The sequence below is a fragment of the Pseudomonas viciae genome (assembly GCF_004786035.1).
Classification (GTDB): Bacteria; Pseudomonadota; Gammaproteobacteria; order Pseudomonadales; family Pseudomonadaceae; genus Aquipseudomonas; species Aquipseudomonas viciae.
Map to the genome: position 1 here is coordinate 2,752,638 of NZ_CP035088.1, position 16,187 is coordinate 2,768,824.

10 protein-coding genes are annotated in these 16,187 nt (G+C 61.0%); 8 read left to right on the forward strand and 2 right to left on the reverse strand.

What is annotated here, in order from left to right:
- Positions 1-93: 93 nt before the first annotated feature.
- From EPZ47_RS12645 to EPZ47_RS12680, 8 genes are all read left to right on the forward strand, one after another.
- Entirely contained in the window at positions 94-984 is an 891-nt protein-coding gene (locus EPZ47_RS12645; protein ID WP_003202709.1) for an NAD(+) kinase, read from the forward strand.
- A complete protein-coding gene (locus EPZ47_RS12650) occupies positions 981-1,955 on the forward strand; it encodes a metallophosphoesterase (protein WP_406550166.1) in 975 nt (324 codons plus the stop codon). Before EPZ47_RS12645 ends, EPZ47_RS12650 begins: the two co-directional genes overlap by 4 nt.
- Positions 1,952-2,824: a rhomboid family intramembrane serine protease gene (locus EPZ47_RS12655; RefSeq protein WP_135845075.1), complete on the forward strand. Its 873-nt coding sequence runs from the start codon at positions 1,952-1,954 to the stop codon at positions 2,822-2,824. Before EPZ47_RS12650 ends, EPZ47_RS12655 begins: the two co-directional genes overlap by 4 nt.
- 45 nt (positions 2,825-2,869) lie before the next feature.
- Positions 2,870-3,130, forward strand: coding sequence for a YeaC family protein (locus tag EPZ47_RS12660; protein ID WP_135845076.1), 261 nt, complete (start codon positions 2,870-2,872; stop codon positions 3,128-3,130).
- Positions 3,127-3,957: a DUF2797 domain-containing protein gene (locus tag EPZ47_RS12665; protein ID WP_135845077.1), complete on the forward strand. Its 831-nt coding sequence runs from the start codon at positions 3,127-3,129 to the stop codon at positions 3,955-3,957. Before EPZ47_RS12660 ends, EPZ47_RS12665 begins: the two co-directional genes overlap by 4 nt.
- Before the next feature lie 13 nt (positions 3,958-3,970).
- A complete protein-coding gene (gene pepN, locus EPZ47_RS12670) occupies positions 3,971-6,628 on the forward strand; it encodes an aminopeptidase N (RefSeq protein ID WP_135845078.1) in 2,658 nt (885 codons plus the stop codon).
- A 255-nt stretch (positions 6,629-6,883) separates the two neighbouring features.
- The gene (locus EPZ47_RS12675; RefSeq protein WP_135845079.1) at positions 6,884-7,936 is read left to right on the forward strand and encodes a YCF48-related protein; all 1,053 of its coding nucleotides are present in this window, start codon (positions 6,884-6,886) and stop codon (positions 7,934-7,936) included.
- 43 nt (positions 7,937-7,979) lie between these two features.
- Positions 7,980-10,355 (forward strand): efflux RND transporter permease subunit, encoded by a 2,376-nt coding sequence (locus EPZ47_RS12680; protein WP_135845080.1) that lies wholly within the window; start codon positions 7,980-7,982, stop codon positions 10,353-10,355.
- 105 nt (positions 10,356-10,460) lie between these two features.
- Here EPZ47_RS12680 and EPZ47_RS12685 read toward each other — a convergent pair whose 3' ends face one another.
- Both EPZ47_RS12685 and EPZ47_RS12690 read right to left on the reverse strand, forming a co-directional pair.
- Complete coding sequence (locus EPZ47_RS12685; protein WP_135845081.1) at positions 10,461-15,146, reverse strand: hypothetical protein; 4,686 nt, start codon at positions 15,144-15,146, stop codon at positions 10,461-10,463.
- A 142-nt stretch (positions 15,147-15,288) separates the two neighbouring features.
- A complete protein-coding gene (locus EPZ47_RS12690; RefSeq protein WP_135845082.1) occupies positions 15,289-16,008 on the reverse strand; it encodes a FadR/GntR family transcriptional regulator in 720 nt (239 codons plus the stop codon).
- Between the last annotated feature and the right edge of the window lie 179 nt (positions 16,009-16,187).

Sequence of the window (16,187 nt, forward strand, 5' to 3'; positions counted from 1 at the left end):
GCCGCTGCGGTGAAGGCTTAAAGAATTTTGTCTATGGAGCGCTTTCGCCCATAATCGTGTTTTTCGCCCGTCGCAGACCTTCGCAGGAGCCTCATGGAGCAATTTCGCAATATCGGCATCATCGGTCGCCTGGGCAGTTCACAGGTGCTGGACACCGTTCGCCGTCTCAAACGTTTCCTCCTGGAGCGGCACCTGCATGTGATCCTCGAAGATACCATCGCCGAAGTGCTGCCGGGCCATGGCCTGCAGACCTCGTCGCGCAAGATGCTCGGCGAAGTCTGTGACATGGTGATCGTGGTCGGCGGCGACGGCAGCCTGCTGGGGGCCGCCCGGGCCCTGGCGCGGCACAATATTCCGGTGTTGGGGATCAATCGGGGCAGCCTGGGCTTCCTGACCGATATCCGCCCTGACGAGCTGGAAACCAAAGTCGCCGAGGTGCTGGACGGCCACTACCTGGTGGAAAACCGCTTCCTGCTGCAAGCCGAGGTGCGCCGTCACGCCGAGGCCATCGGCCAGGGCGATGCCCTCAATGACGTGGTGCTGCACCCCGGCAAATCCACGCGCATGATCGAATTCGAGCTGTACATCGACGGCCAGTTCGTCTGCAGCCAGAAGGCTGACGGCCTGATCGTCGCCACCCCGACCGGCTCCACGGCCTATGCGCTGTCCGCGGGTGGTCCGATCATGCATCCCAAGCTCGACGCTATTGTGATTGTGCCCATGTACCCCCATACCTTGTCTGGGCGACCGATTGTGGTCGATGGCAACAGTGAGCTGAAAATCGTCGTGTCCAAGGATATGCAGATCTACCCGCAAGTGTCCTGTGACGGTCAGAACCATTTCACCTGCGCGCCGGGTGACACCATCACCGTCAGCAAGAAAGCGCAGAAGCTGCGCCTGATCCATCCGCTGGATCACAACTACTACGAAGTCTGCCGGACCAAGCTCGGCTGGGGTAGCCGGTTGGGGGGTGGAGGCGACTGATGCTCGATCCTGCGCGCAGTTACGACCTGATCGGCGATGTGCACGGATGCGCCCTGACCCTGGAACACCTGCTGGACCGACTCGGTTACCACAAGCAGGGCGGAGTCTGGCGGCATCCGTCGCGCATGGCCGTGTTCCTGGGGGACATCATCGACCGGGGCCCACGCATCCGCGAGGCGCTGCATATCGTCCACGACATGGTGGTGGCCGGCCAGGCGCTGTGCATCATGGGCAACCACGAGTTCAATGCCTTGGGCTGGAGCACGCCGGCACTGCCGGGCAGTGGCCAGCGCTACGTGCGCGAACACACGCCGCGCCATGCCCGCCTGCTCAACGAAACCCTGACCCAGTTCGAGCAGCATCCCGCGGACTGGCAGGACTTTCTCAAGTGGTTCTATGAACTGCCGTTGTTTGTCGACGCCGGCCGTTTCCGGGTGGTGCATGCCTGCTGGGACGCCGGTCTGATCGAACCGTTGCGCGGCCTGTTTCCGGACGGTTGCATCGACGAGCATTTCCTCCAGGCCTCGGCGCAGCCGGGCAGCTTTGCCTGCACCGTGTTCGATCGTTTGCTGCGTGGCACCGACATGCGCCTGCCCCATGGCCTGACCCTTACCGGCGGCGATGGCCTGACCCGCTCGTTCTTCCGGACCAAATTCTGGGAAGACAACCCGCAGACCTACGGCGACATCGTGTTCCAACCCGACGCCTTGCCTGAACCGGTGGCGCGCACGCCGCTGACGCCGGATGAAAAGAACAACCTGCTGCGGTATGGCGAGCATGAGCCGCTGCTGTTCGTCGGTCACTATTGGCGCAGCGGCAAGCCCGCGCCAATCCGCCAGAACCTCGCGTGCCTGGACTACAGCGCGGTGCTCTACGGCAAGCTGGTGGCTTATCGGCTCGACCAGGAAACCCATCTGGACCCGCACAAGTTCGTCTGGGTCGATGTCGAGCGGCCGGAGGTGATGCAATGAGTGCCGTCGCGGTATTACGCCTGCCCCTGGCGGTGGACTTGAGCGGCTTCGTCAAGTTGCTACAGCGCATGCAGGTGCCTCATCGGGTCAGCGAGGAGGCGGGCGAGCAAGTGCTCTGGGTGTCGGATGAACTCAGTGAGGACGTGCGCGCCTTGTACGTGCGCTTCCCGGCCGGCGATCCGGAGCAACAATTGGAACTGCCGGCCGCTGGCAGCACGCCGCGACGGCCTGGCTTTGTCCAGCAACTGACCCGTAGTCCGATGACCGCGCTGGTGTTGCTGTTGAGCCTGATCGTCAGCGCTGTGACTCTGCTGGGGGAAAACCTGGAGGTCCTGCGTTGGCTGACCTTCCTGGAGTTTCGCGTCGTCGGCCAGTACATTCAGTTCACACCGCTGGCTGACAGTATGGCGGCGGGGCAGTGGTGGCGCCTGGTGACACCGATGCTGATCCACTTCGGCTTCCTGCACATCGCCATGAATGGCATGTGGTACTGGGAGCTGGGACGACGAATCGAAGCGCGCCAGGGTGGCATCAACCTGCTGGGGCTTACGCTGCTGTTCAGCCTCGTGTCCAATTTCGCCCAGTACATCTTCAGCGGTGCAACCCTGTTTGGCGGTTTGTCCGGCGTGCTGTACGGCCTGCTGGGGCATTGCTGGATCTATCAACTGCTCGCTCCGAACCCGGCCTATCACTTGCCCCGTGGGGTGTTGGTGATGATGCTGGTGTGGCTGCTGCTGTGTCTGTCCGGGCTGGTCTCGCTGATCGGTTTCGGCGAAATCGCCAACGCGGCCCACGTCGGCGGGCTGCTCGTCGGTTGCTTCACGGGTTTGTTGGGTGGGCTGTTCGCTCGCCGTAAAATGACCCTCTGACAGGCGCCTGTGCCTCTTGAATATGCGCAATTGCGCGGAGAACCCATGTCCTCGTTCAACGAAATGATCCAGAACATCACCCCTGACATCTACAAAAGCCTGAAACTGGCGGTGGAAATCGGTAAATGGGCCGATGGCAACAAGCTCACCGCCGAGCAGCGCGAGCTGTCGCTGCAGGCGATGATCGCCTGGGAAATCCAGAACCTGCCTGAAGAAGAACGCACTGGCTACATGGGCCCGCAGGAGTGCCAGTCGAAGGCGACTGAAGTGCCGAACATCCTGTTCAAGTCGGACGCCATCCATTGATCGAGATTGGCCGCGGTGCAATCAGCAAGATGTCGGCGCGCCTTGACGGGCCGACCGTTCAATACGCCTTTCGCCTGGGCGATACCGAGGTGCCGGTCAACCCGTTGATTGGCAGCACGGTACGCCTGGAGTTTCTCGGTGCGATCCACTGCAGCCATTGCGGACGCAGGACCAAGACCAGTTTCAGCCAGGGTTATTGCTACCCTTGCATGACCAAACTGGCCCAGTGTGACCTGTGCATCATGAGCCCCGAGCGCTGCCATTTCGAGGCCGGCACCTGCCGTGAGCCGGCCTGGGGCGAGCAGTTTTGCATGACCGATCATGTGGTGTACCTGGCCAACTCCTCGGGCGTGAAGGTCGGCATTACCCGTGCCACGCAATTGCCGACCCGCTGGCTGGACCAGGGCGCCAGCCAGGCGCTGCCGATCCTGCGGGTCGCCACCCGCCAGCAGTCGGGGTTTGTCGAAGACCTGTTTCGCAGCCAGGTGGCGGACAAGACCAACTGGCGCGCCTTGCTCAAGGGCGATGCCGTCGCGGTGGATCTGCCACGGATCCGCGATGCACTGTTCGAAAGCTGCGCCGAGGGATTGCAGGGCTTGCAGGAACGATTCGGCTTGCAGGCGATCCAGACCATAGCGGACGTCGAACCCCTCGAGATCCGTTATCCGGTGGAGCAATACCCGGCCAAGATCGTCAGCTTCAACCTGGACAAGAACCCGATTGCCGAAGGTACGCTGTTGGGGATCAAGGGCCAGTACCTGATTTTCGACACCGGCGTGATCAATATTCGTAAATACACGGCTTACCAGCTCGCCGTGCATCAGTAGAAGGATTCGACCTATGCGCACCGAACAACCGAAGATGATTTACCTGAAGGACTATCAGGCGCCCGAGTACCTGATCGACGAGACGCACCTGACCTTCGAGTTGTTCGAGGACCACAGCCTGGTCCATGCGCAACTGGTGATGCGCCGCAACCCCGAGGGCGGGGCCGGGTTGCCGCCCCTGGTGCTCGATGGCCAGCACCTGGAGCTGGTCTCGATCAAGCTCGACGACGCCGACCTGGGGCAGGGCGATTACCAGCTGGACGACAGCCACCTGACCCTGCAGCCCAAGACCCAGGCCTTCACGGTTGACACCACCGTGAGGATCCACCCGGAAACCAACACGGCCCTGGAAGGCCTGTACAAGTCCGGCAGCATGTTCTGCACCCAGTGCGAGGCCGAGGGTTTCCGCAAAATCACCTATTACCTCGACCGCCCGGATGTCATGAGCAAGTTCACCACCACCGTGGTGGCCGAGCAGCACAGCTATCCGGTGCTGCTGTCCAACGGCAACCCGATTGCCAGCGGTCCTGGCGAAGACGGTCGCCATTGGGCGACCTGGGAAGATCCGTTCAAGAAGCCAGCGTACCTGTTTGCCCTGGTGGCCGGTGACCTGTGGTGCGTCGAAGACACCTTCACCACCATGAGCGAGCGCAGCGTGGCGTTGCGCATTTATGTCGAGCCGGAAAACATCGACAAATGCCAGCACGCCATGACCAGCCTGAAGAAGTCGATGCGCTGGGACGAAGAAGTCTATGGGCGTGAATACGACCTGGACATCTTCATGATTGTCGCGGTCAACGACTTCAACATGGGCGCCATGGAGAACAAGGGCCTCAATATCTTCAACTCCAGCGCCGTGCTGGCTCGCGCCGAAACCGCCACCGACGCTGCGCACCAGCGGGTCGAGGCGATCGTTGCCCACGAGTACTTCCACAACTGGTCCGGCAACCGCGTGACCTGCCGCGACTGGTTCCAGCTGTCGCTCAAGGAAGGTTTCACGGTGTTCCGCGATGCGGGGTTCTCGGCCGACATGAACTCCGCCACGGTCAAGCGCATCCAGGACGTGGCCTACCTGCGCACTCACCAGTTCGCCGAAGACGCCGGCCCCATGGCCCATGCTGTGCGGCCGGACAGCTTTATCGAGATCTCCAACTTCTACACCCTGACCGTGTACGAAAAAGGCTCGGAAGTGGTTGGCATGATCCACACCCTGTTGGGGCCTGAGGGTTTCCGCAAGGGCAGTGATTTGTACTTCGAGCGCCACGACGGCCAGGCCGTGACCTGCGATGACTTCATCAAGGCCATGGAAGACGCCAACGGCGTCGACCTGAGCCAGTTCAAGCGCTGGTACAGCCAGGCCGGCACGCCACGGTTGGCGGTGAGCGAGTCCTACGACGCCGCGGCCAAGACCTACAGCCTGACCTTCAGCCAGAGTTGCCCGCCGACCCCGGACAAGATGGAAAAGCTGCCGTTCGTGATTCCCGTGGAACTGGGCCTGCTCGACAGCAAGGGCGCTGAGATCCCTCTGCGCCTGGCCGGGGAAGCGGCGGCAGACGGCACGTCCCGGGTGATCTCGGTGACCGAAGCCGAGCAGACCTTCACCTTTGTCGGCATCGCCGAACAACCCTTGCCCTCGCTGCTGCGCGGCTTCTCGGCGCCGGTGAAACTGAGCTTCCCGTACACCCGCGACCAACTGATGTTCCTGATGCAGCACGACAGCGACGGTTTCAACCGCTGGGATGCCGGCCAGCAGTTGTCGGTGCAGGTGTTGCAGGAACTGATCGCCCAGCATCAGAAGGGTACGAGCCTGGTGCTGGATCCTCGCCTGGTCAGCGCCTTGCGCACGGTGCTGTCGGACGAGTCCCTGGACCAGGCCATGGTCGCCGAAATGCTCTCGCTGCCAGGCGAGGCCTATCTGACCGAAATCAGCGAAGTGGCCGACGTCGAGGCGATCCATGCCGCCCGCGAGTTCGCCCGTCGGCAGTTGGCCGAGAACCTGTTCGAGGCCTTGTGGCTTCGCTACGAAGCCAACCGCGACCTGTCCAAACGCACGCCGTATGTGGCCGAGGCCGAGCATTTCGCCCGGCGCGCATTGCAGAACATCGCATTGTCGTACCTGATGCTCACCGACAAGCCTGAGGTGCTGAGCGCGACCCTGGAGCAGTTCGATACGGCTGACAACATGACCGAGCGCCTCACCGCGCTGGCAGTGCTGGTCAACTCGCCGTTCGAAGCCGAGAAGGCCAAGGCCCTGGAAGTGTTCGCGGAAAACTTCAAGGGCAACCCGCTGGTCATGGACCAATGGTTCAGCGTCCAGGCCGGCAGCCCGCTGCCAGGTGGCCTGGCGCGGGTCAAGGCATTGATGGAGCACCCGGCGTTCAACATCAAGAACCCGAACAAGGTGCGGGCGCTGATCGGTGCGTTCGCCGGGCAGAACCTGATCAACTTCCACGCCGCCGACGGTTCGGGCTATCGCTTCCTGGCGGACCTGGTGATCCAGCTCAATGGTTTCAACCCGCAGATCGCCTCGCGACAGTTGGCGCCGCTGACCCGCTGGCGCAAATACGACAGCGCCCGCCAGGCGCTGATGAAAGCCGAACTGGAGCGCATCCTGGCGTCCGGCGGGCTGTCCAGCGATGTGTTTGAAGTGGTGAGCAAGAGCCTGGCATAAACAGACACTGCCTTACCTTTGTGGCGAGGGAGCTTGCTCCCTCGCCACATTCATCACCCTCACGAATGTCTTCTTATTCGCCCTTGGCCTATATCCCCCCGGTTAACAAAAGATAACGCGCCATCGATTGTCAGACCTTTCCAAAGCCCGATAGGATAGGTCAGCTTCCGAAGTGGCTCTAGATTGCAGGTTTCAGGACTATGCTCCAGAACTGGCGACGTACAAAGCCTAACAATAATAATGGGGGAAAGGTCTATGAGTGAGCCTGTCATGGCTGTGGGGTGCTGCCGCCCGCCGGTGCTGCGCAGAGTCGCGTTGCTGGCTTCGGTGCTCTCGCTGCTGGGCTCTGCCGTGTTGTCGGCACCGGTGATGGCGGTTGCGGCGTCGACGTCCGATGTCATCTACTCCGTCGAATCGCCCAAGGCCAGCAAAACTCTGATGCTTGACGTGGTCCACGCCGGCCAGCGCCTGGTGGCGGTCGGTGACCGTGGGCACATTGTCTATTCGGACGACCAAGGCAGTTCCTGGACCCAGGCCAAAGTGCCAACCCGCCAACTGCTCACCGCCGTATTTTTCGTCGACGACAAGCACGGCTGGGCGGTGGGGCATGACGCACAGATCCTCGCCAGCGACGACGGTGGCAGCACCTGGACCAAGCAATTCGAAGACCTGGCCCGTGAATCGCCGCTGCTGGATGTCTGGTTCAAGGACGCCAGCAACGGTTTTGCCGTGGGCGCCTACGGTGCGCTGCTCGAAACCACCGATGGCGGCAAGCACTGGGAAGACGCCAGTGACCGCCTCGATAACGAAGACCAGTTCCACCTCAATGCCATAGCTGCCGTGAAAGACGCCGGGCTGTTCATCGTTGGCGAGGCCGGCAGCATGTTCCGCTCCGCCGACTGGGGCCAGACCTGGGAAAAGGTCGAAGGCCCCTACGAAGGCTCGCTGTTCGGTGTCATCGGCACCGCCGAGCCTTCGACACTTTTGGCTTACGGCTTGCGCGGCAACCTTTATCGCTCCGCCGACTTCGGTGGCAGCTGGGAACAGGTCGAACTCAAGGCCGCCCGTGGTGCCCTGGAGTTCGGCCTGTCTGGGGCCACGTTGTTGCCGGACGGTTCCATCGTGATCGTCGGCAACGGCGGCAGTGTGGTGCGCAGTACCGACGACGGCGTGACCTTCAGCGTGTTCAACCGCCCGGACCGAATCTCCGTGGCGGCCGTCACGGCGGCGGGCAACGGCAACCTGATCCTGGCGGGGCAAGGGGGCGTGCGCGCCACCACGTCCACTGGCGCCGAACTGAGCAAATGAGTCACGCCTGCAAGACGGGCATAAAAACAAGAAGGCGGACCCCATGAGCAGTCATCATCAAGACAAGGCGACGTTCCTCGAACGCCTGATTTTCAACAACCGCCCGGCAGTGATCGTCATTTGCCTGCTGGTCAGCGTTTTCCTGTTCTGGCAGGCCACGCTGATCCGGCCGTCCACCAGTTTTGAAAAGATGATCCCGCTCCAGCACCCCTTCATCGAGAAGATGCTCGAGCACCGCAATGACCTGGCGAACCTGGGCAACACGGTACGAATTTCCGTGGAAGCCACCAATGGCGACATCTTCTCCAAGGAATACATGGAGACCCTGCGCCAGATTCACGACGAGGTCTTCTACATTTCCGGGGTTGACCGTTCCGGGCTCAAGTCGCTGTGGAGCCCGAGCGTGCGCTGGACCGAAGTGACGGAGGAGGGCTTCGCCGGTGGCGAGGTGATCCCCCAGAGCTACAACGGCTCAGCCGACAGCCTGGATCTGCTGCGCAACAACGTACTCAAGTCCGGCCAGGTCGGGCGTCTGGTGGCCAACGATTTCAAGTCGAGCATCATCGATATCCCGTTGCTGGAGTCCTACCCGGACCCACAGGACCAGGGCAAGTTGCTCGCCCTCGACTACCGGAAGTTTTCCCACGAGCTTGAAGACAAGATCCGCAACAAGTTTGAAGCGCAGAACCCCAACGTGCAGATCCATATCGTCGGTTTTGCCAAGAAGGTCGGCGACCTGATCGACGGTCTGGTCATGGTGGTGATGTTTTTCGGCGTGGCGTTCGTCATCACCCTGATCCTGCTGTACTGGTTCACCAACTGCATGCGCAGCACCATCGCGGTATTGAGCACCACATTGGTGGCGGTGGTCTGGCAGTTGGGGCTGATGCACGCGGCCGGTTTCGGTCTCGATCCGTATTCGATGCTGGTGCCGTTCCTGATCTTCGCCATCGGCATTTCCCACGGCGTGCAGAAAATCAACGGCATCGCCTTGCAGTCCGGCGAAGCGGACAACGCCCTGACGGCGGCGCGGCGCACCTTCCGCCAGCTGTTCCTGCCGGGGATGATCGCGATCCTGGCGGACGCCGTCGGCTTCATCACCTTGCTGATCATCGACATCGGCGTGATCCGCGAACTGGCCATCGGTGCGTCCATCGGCGTGGCGGTGATCGTGTTCACCAACCTGATCCTGCTGCCGGTGGCGATTTCCTATGTCGGTATCAGCAAACGTGCCGTCGAGCGCAGCAAGAAAGACGCGACCCGCGAACACCCGTTCTGGCGCACGTTGTCGAACTTCGCCAGCGCCAAGGTCGCGCCGGTGTCCATTGCCCTGGCGGTGATCGCTTTCGGTGGTGGCCTCTGGTACAGCCAGAACCTGAAGATCGGTGACCTCGATCAGGGCGCGCCGGAATTGCGTCCGGACTCGCGCTACAACCAGGACAACAACTTCATCATCAGCAACTACTCCACCAGCTCCGATGTTCTGGTGGTGATGGTCAAGACCAAGGCCGAGGGCTGCTCGCGCTATGAAGCCATGGCGCCCATCGACGAGCTGATGTGGAAGATGCAGAACACCGAGGGCGTGCAGTCGGCGATTTCCCTGGTGACCGTGTCCAAGCAAATGATCAAGGGCATGAACGAGGGCAACCTGAAATGGGAAACCCTGTCGCGCAACCCTGACGTGCTGAACAACTCCATTGCCCGGGCCGATGGCCTGTACAACAACAGCTGCTCCCTGGCGCCGGTGCTGGTGTTCCTCAACGACCACAAGGCCGAGACCCTGGACCGTGCGGTGAAGGCGGTGCAGGACTTTGCCAGGGACAACAACCGCGACGGTCTGGAATTCATCCTCGCCGCCGGTAACGCCGGCATCGAGGCGGCCACCAACGAAGTGATCAAGGAATCGGAACTGATCATCCTGATCCTGGTGTACATCTGCGTGGCGACCATGTGCATGATCACCTTCCGTTCCTGGGCGGCGACGCTGTGCATCGTGCTACCGCTGGTGCTGACCTCGGTGCTGGGCAACGCCCTGATGGCGTTCATGGGCATTGGCGTGAAAGTCGCGACCCTGCCGGTGGTGGCCCTTGGCGTGGGGATTGGCGTGGACTACGGCATCTACATCTACAGCCGTCTGGAAAGCTTCCTGCGGGCCGGATTGCCGTTGCAGGAGGCGTACTACCAGACGCTCAAATCCACCGGTAAAGCCGTATTGTTCACCGGTCTGTGCCTGGCCATCGGCGTGTGCACCTGGATCTTCTCGGCCATCAAGTTCCAGGCCGACATGGGGCTGATGCTGACGTTCATGTTGCTGTGGAACATGTTCGGTGCGTTGTGGCTGCTGCCGGCGCTGGCGCGGTTCCTGATCAAGCCGGAGAAGTTGGCGGGGCAGAAGGGTAATTCGTTGTTTGCTCATTGATGGGTTGCTGGAGGGGAATGCTGTCCCCTCAATGGACTTGAAATACATGTGGCGAGGGAGCTTGCTCCCTCGCCACAATGAATTACGCCAGCCTTTGAGCGGTGATCACGGCGCCAACGGCAAGAACTTGCTCTGCGCCAACGACCTGCCGATCTGCCCTCGATGTACATTCACCACTGCATAAGGGCTCTTCGCCTTGGCCAGCATCGAGTGGTAGTGCTCCCGGCGTTGCTCCTTGGTTTTCAAATGCGCAACGCTGTAGTCCGTTTTCAGCGTGTCGACCGTCTCGTAATGAAAGTGCGCGTACCAGAGCGTCCAGCCGTCGCGGTCGTTGATGGCGTATTCCTGGAGGAAATCCTTGCGTTCGCCTTTCAAGGCTTTGCGTTCGCCGAGCCGTGCGACTTGTATCAGGTTCTTTGCGAACAGGTAGCGCAGATTGCTGTCGGTGGGCGGCAACTTCAGGCTCAGTTCGGTGCGCAGTTCACTGCCCCGGGTGGTCAGGCGGAAAGCTGCGTTTGACAGTTCATCGATCAATGTCTGATCCGCTGCTGTGCGCGGTTTTGTCGAGGCGGTGAAGGCTCTTTCGAGTTCTTCGCAGCGTTTGCGGTAGCGACTCGCCTCATTGTTCATGATCTCCTCGATTTCCTGGGGAAAGCGGCACTGGGTTTTATACCGCTCTGCGCTCAGTAAACTGTTCTCCAGTTGATCCAGCAGCTTGCGCGCATCGCCCTTGATCGTTTTGATCGCTCTGGTGCGTGGTGATGGAGCCGGTCGTTGTACTTCGACGATGTCCCAGACGTCGTCGTGCTGTGAATAGGTGGCGAGTAACTCGTCATCGACTTCGGAGCGTAGCTCGACGACTTCAATCGGCAGGGAGGTGCCGGCGGGTTTCAGATCACCAATCAAGACGCCAGCCTTCCGGGTTTTGATCACCTTTTTTTGCGGGCGCCCGCTCGCCGTTTTGGTGCGTTTTTGCGGACGCTTGCGCGGCTGCGGCGCGGGTTTGAGCTCGGCGGACAATTTCTTGGAGACGTCGTCATAGAGATGTTCGATCAGCTTGAACAGCCTGGCGAAATAGGATGGGTCAATGTCGTTGGCATTGAGTGCCTTGATGCCCTGCATGGCATCTAGGGAAGCGCCATAGTTTTCGGTCAGACTTTCCAGCACTTCAAGCCGCTCCGGAGGGGGCAGGTCATATGTTTCCAGGTCGGAGTGGGAGCGCACCTGTTCCAGCAAGAGCTTGATGAAATTATGCAGACTGGCGGGAAGGTCGGACTCGGGGTTTTTGACCAGCAGGGCGGCGAGTATGGGTAACTGCAAGGACTTGGTGGCCAGCGCAGATCTTTCTTCCTGGGGACGATCCTTGGTCAGCCGCTCGAATATCTGCGCGCCTTCGGCGTCCAGGTTCAATAACGCGTCCAGGTGCCGCTCCTCGAGTTCCAGCCAATAGATAGTACGATCGTTGATGACGCTCATTGCGTCGAGGTACGCAAAGTAGCCTACGGGGTTGTCGGCGACAGCCTCCTTCAACGCCGGTCCATTTTTCATGAAGTGGATATTGGCGGCATCCAGGGCCACTAAATCCAACTCGACGACAAGAAAGGCCTTACGGGCGTTGTTGATCACATTTTCCATCAGTGCGCGAAGCAGTTCCGGGGGCAATGTCATGTCAAGGCTGGCATATTCCGTTGCTTTGTTCAGCAGCCGCAGATAGTCGTCAGTCTGGTCCTGGAGCAATTCATAAAACTGCGCACGTTTTGCCGCACGTTGTTCCTCGGTAAAGTCGCCTTCCTGGGTTCTGCTCAAGACTTCCTGGGCAACTTGCACGGCCTTTAGCTTATCGGCTTCCTGTGCGTGATAATTCCTCAGCTCCTGGGTCAATTCCATCCCCCGCTGGGCCCTGAGCTTGCGCAGTTCGGCCACCCGCTTTGGGGGCATGCCCCCGCGCAGACGCAGGCGTAGGTCCATGGACCAGTTGCCCTGGATATCTGACTTCAACACCGGACCATTTTTTGCCGGGTCTCGTGGAGCCTGCGGGTCGACGATCACCGTGTTGCCGTCCGGCTCCGGACTGATCCGATACAGTTTGTCTTCCACCAGTGCGTACCATTTGTTCTGGATGACGTACAAGCCTGTGTAGGGGCCATATTTGATCGGTTCAGGCATTGAAGTGGGGCGTGGCACCTGTAGCCGCTGCAGCCGGTTACGTTGCTCCTGCGTCAGGCGCTGCCCGGTGCTGGCGAAACTGAGGTCCAGGGCGCCCTGCGAGTGTTCGCCGGGCAAGCCCACCGGCCCTTCGAGAATCCTGGGCGGCACCGGCGTCGGCCACTGCTCAGGGATGACGCGCGGTGCTGGGGGACGCATCGCCTGTTCCTTCAGTGCATGGGGCACCGGTGCATGGGACAAGGCGCTGATGGAGGGAAATTGATGCGCCAGCATGCCAAGGTTGAGTAGCAGGTCGACGACGGCCAGTTCACGGGTCACCGGGTCTTCGCTGCTCAGGGCCGGAATATCATGACTGGCACTGCTCATCAGGTTCCACAGCCAGAGCGTGGTCATGACTGGGCCGCGCAGCAAGGGCATCAGCAGCGTATTGAACAACAGGCTGCCGCCTTCCAGCAGCACTGCCCAGCGGCTCTCGCTGTTGGAGACCGAATCATGGTCGGCCTGGGAGACCAGAGCGCGGGCATTACTGCCGTACAGATACTGCATCAGTTCACCGTTGTGCAGGAACTGCCGCAGTTCGTCGTTTGTACCGTCAATGGCCAGCGTTGCGGGGGCAGGCTTGGCGGGGAGGCTGAACTCATCGCCCTGGAAAAAGCGCACGATGTGCGGCTCCTGGAAACCACCATCGGCATAGATCGGGCGCGCGGCGTCGGACATCCAGGTCAGGATGCTCTTTTGCAGATCCCCAGGAGTGACGATGGCCTTCAACAGTGCCTCGCGCGTAGGGAGCTCTTGCAACGAGGGCGCGTAAAGCGGGCGATACAGTAGGTGCGGTCCGGTTTGGACATCCGCCGGCTCAATGATGAACATGTTGCCCACGATGTCGGGATGGGCTTCGGGTTTGCGCAGGAAGGCCAGGTGGCGAATGACCACCGACTGGCCGCCGACCTGTTGACTGCTCGCGTCGGGGTTGAGCAGGGCTTCAACCAGGCGCAGGCCTTGGCGGGTTACGCCGTTTTCATGGTTGAGCATTTGCTTGAGGGCTTCAAGCGACAACTGCGCCGGGATCTGTTCTGCAAACAGTCGCTGGCGTTCCTGGGCCTGGGTCAAATCATCCAGCAGGCGTTGTTGCAGGTAGCGAGGATAGGTCGTGCCAATGTCGACCTGTTCGATCAGCCCGTTCTTGCGAGTGATGAAATCCGGCGTCAGCCACCGGGGCAGCGTCAGGCCCAGGCGATGGCTGAGGACCAGGTTTGCACTCGGTCGAGCGACGAGGTTGTTGATGGCCAGTTCGGTCAGGCTCATCTTCCGTTTCTCGATGATCCCGATGGTTCCGGGATAACCGGCTGCCACGGTGAAAGTCAGCTCTACATCGTCGGGCTGGTATTGGTTGGTTTGAGCCTTGTCCGGTTGGCTGTCGTTGGTTTGCTGCATCTGCTTGAGCAGGGCGTCGGCGGCAAAGGCCTTGATGTCCTCGATGTCGCTGAGAAAGGTGCGGCCCTGGTGGCGTTTTTTCGCGCTGGCCAATGTCAGGCTGTAATGCTGGAATTTCGTTTGATCGACGATGGAGGCTTGTTTCAACCAGTCGGGCAACAGCGGCTCGATCCGTGCCGCCGTTTCGGGCGTGAGATGCGGTGCGTCAAGCAGATAACGGGCGGGGTCGCTCAGCTCCTGGTAGAGCGTCGACAGGTCTGGCAGGCCAATCCGCGCGGGCAACTGCACTGCGTTCAGGTCGGCCAGTTGCTGCTCCAGCAGCATGGCGGCCTGGGTGTCGAAAGCATTGCCGCTGATCTCGTTGCGTTGGCAAGTCAGGGTGTCGACGATGTAGCGGCTGGCAATCCCTGCGCCCCAATGGCTATTGAATTCTTCCAGGGATGCAAAGGACTGCACGGCGCCGCCCGGACTGCAAAGCAGGAAGACGGTAGCGCCATTTTTGCAATAGGTCAGGAGCATTTCGCTGCCGATCAGCACGCTGCTGGAGCCGTTTCGGGTGACTTTGGTTTCCAGGCTGTAGGCGTAGACGGGGGATAGGTTGGTGCGGCGAAATCGCTGCTCGCGGTCCGGCCAGCAGACGATTTGGTCCAGGGCTTCGCGCGCCGGGTCAGTGAGGTCGGGTTGTTGCAGGCTGCGGATAGACAGCGTGTTCTTGAGTGCATCGCTGAGCCAGCGCCAGCGGCTGATGTCATTACCCGTGTCGATGCCGGCGTTCCAATAGCGGGTCAGCGCATCCTCCAGCCCGATCGGTACGGTCCAGGGCAGTTCAAGCAGCAGTTTTTCGATGACCTTGATGTCCAGCTTGTCGTCTTGCGGTGAGAGCTCGCGGGGCGGTGCGTCGGAAAGAAAGCAGCGACGCCCACCGCGTTCCGTGAAATCCAGAGGGGTGCCCAAGGCCAGGTAATCGAGGACGCGGGGCATGAACGGTTGGAGCGTGAAACCACGAGAGGCGGGATCCGGCGTTGCCAATTTGGTCTTGGACAGGTCGAAGCTCAACGAGGGATATTTTTCCTTGATGGCTTGTTCGAGCATGCGTTGCGCGACTTCTTCGAAGGTCGGGCGGCTGGCAAATAGCAGGCTGACCCTTTGTGCAAGCGCGGGGAGAGTATTGGTCGGAGTGGCTGCGGTCATATGAAATCCTTTTCATAAGTTCATGGCCGCCGGGAGTGACGACGAGGGAAGTATCGACATCCCGCTTCCGCGAGGGCGGTAAATAAATACCACCCGGGCGGATGTGGGTTATGCCAGGACTCGTCTTTTGGCTAAGGGGGGATCAGGCAGGGTCGGCGCCCAGCACCACATTCAGCGCGCTGCGGGCATCATCCAGTTGCACCAGGGTGGCGTGGCGGGCACCGAGGGCGTCGCGGTTCTCGATGGCGGTGAGAATCGCCTTGTGGCGCGGCATCGCCAGTTCATGCAGGTTGGGCCGCTGGTTGGAGTGCTTGAGCGCTTCGGCGATGGCCACCGACAACATGTTGCACAGGTTGGCGAGCAAGTCGTTGTGGGTGGCGTCGGCGATGCGGCTGTGGAAGTCCAGGTCAGGTTGCAGCACGGCCTCGGGGGTCGGCGCGGCTTCCATGCGCTGGTAGGCTTCACGGATGGCGGCGATGTCGCTGGCGTCGGCGAACTGTGCGGCGAGGGCGGCGGCAGCCGGTTCGATGATGCTGCGCACACTGGTCAGCAAGTTGAAGAATTCATTCTGCGGACTGCTCTGCATCAGCCAGTGCAGCACATCCGGATCGAGCATGTGCCATTCCCGCCGGGCCTTGACCACCGTGCCCACCCGCGGGCGCGAATACACCAGGCCCTTGGCGACCAGCACTCGCGTGGCTTCGCGCAGCACTGGGCGGCTGACGGCGTACTCCTCGCACAACAGGGCTTCGGCGGGCAGTTTGTCGTCCGGCTTGAAACGCCCGGAGACGATCTGCATGCCCAGTTCCTGGACAATGCGCGAGTGCATGCTCTTGCGGTCGGAGGGTTTACGGTAATCCATGGGGCGCGGCGCGATCCTGTGCGTAGGGGATGCTGCGCATGATAGCAGGCGCGGCGATGGCGGGTCGCTAGTGCGAACTTGATGTGGACACCGGTCCATTGTGGGAGCGGGCTTTTGTGGGAGCTGAGCTTGCTCGCGATGAGGCCCTTCCAGTCAATATCTCTGTTGTCTGTTACACC

Coding starts and splice junctions, on each gene's coding strand:
- EPZ47_RS12645 (WP_003202709.1), top strand. CDS start 94: ATGGAGCAATTTCGCAATATCGGCATCATCGGTCGCCTGGGCAGTTCA.
- EPZ47_RS12655 (WP_135845075.1), top strand. CDS start 1,952: ATGAGTGCCGTCGCGGTATTACGCCTGCCCCTGGCGGTGGACTTGAGC.
- EPZ47_RS12660 (WP_135845076.1), top strand. CDS start 2,870: ATGTCCTCGTTCAACGAAATGATCCAGAACATCACCCCTGACATCTAC.
- pepN (WP_135845078.1), top strand. CDS start 3,971: ATGCGCACCGAACAACCGAAGATGATTTACCTGAAGGACTATCAGGCG.
- EPZ47_RS12675 (WP_135845079.1), top strand. CDS start 6,884: ATGAGTGAGCCTGTCATGGCTGTGGGGTGCTGCCGCCCGCCGGTGCTG.
- EPZ47_RS12680 (WP_135845080.1), top strand. CDS start 7,980: ATGAGCAGTCATCATCAAGACAAGGCGACGTTCCTCGAACGCCTGATT.
- EPZ47_RS12685 (WP_135845081.1), bottom strand. CDS start 15,146: ATGACCGCAGCCACTCCGACCAATACTCTCCCCGCGCTTGCACAAAGG.
- EPZ47_RS12690 (WP_135845082.1), bottom strand. CDS start 16,008: ATGGATTACCGTAAACCCTCCGACCGCAAGAGCATGCACTCGCGCATT.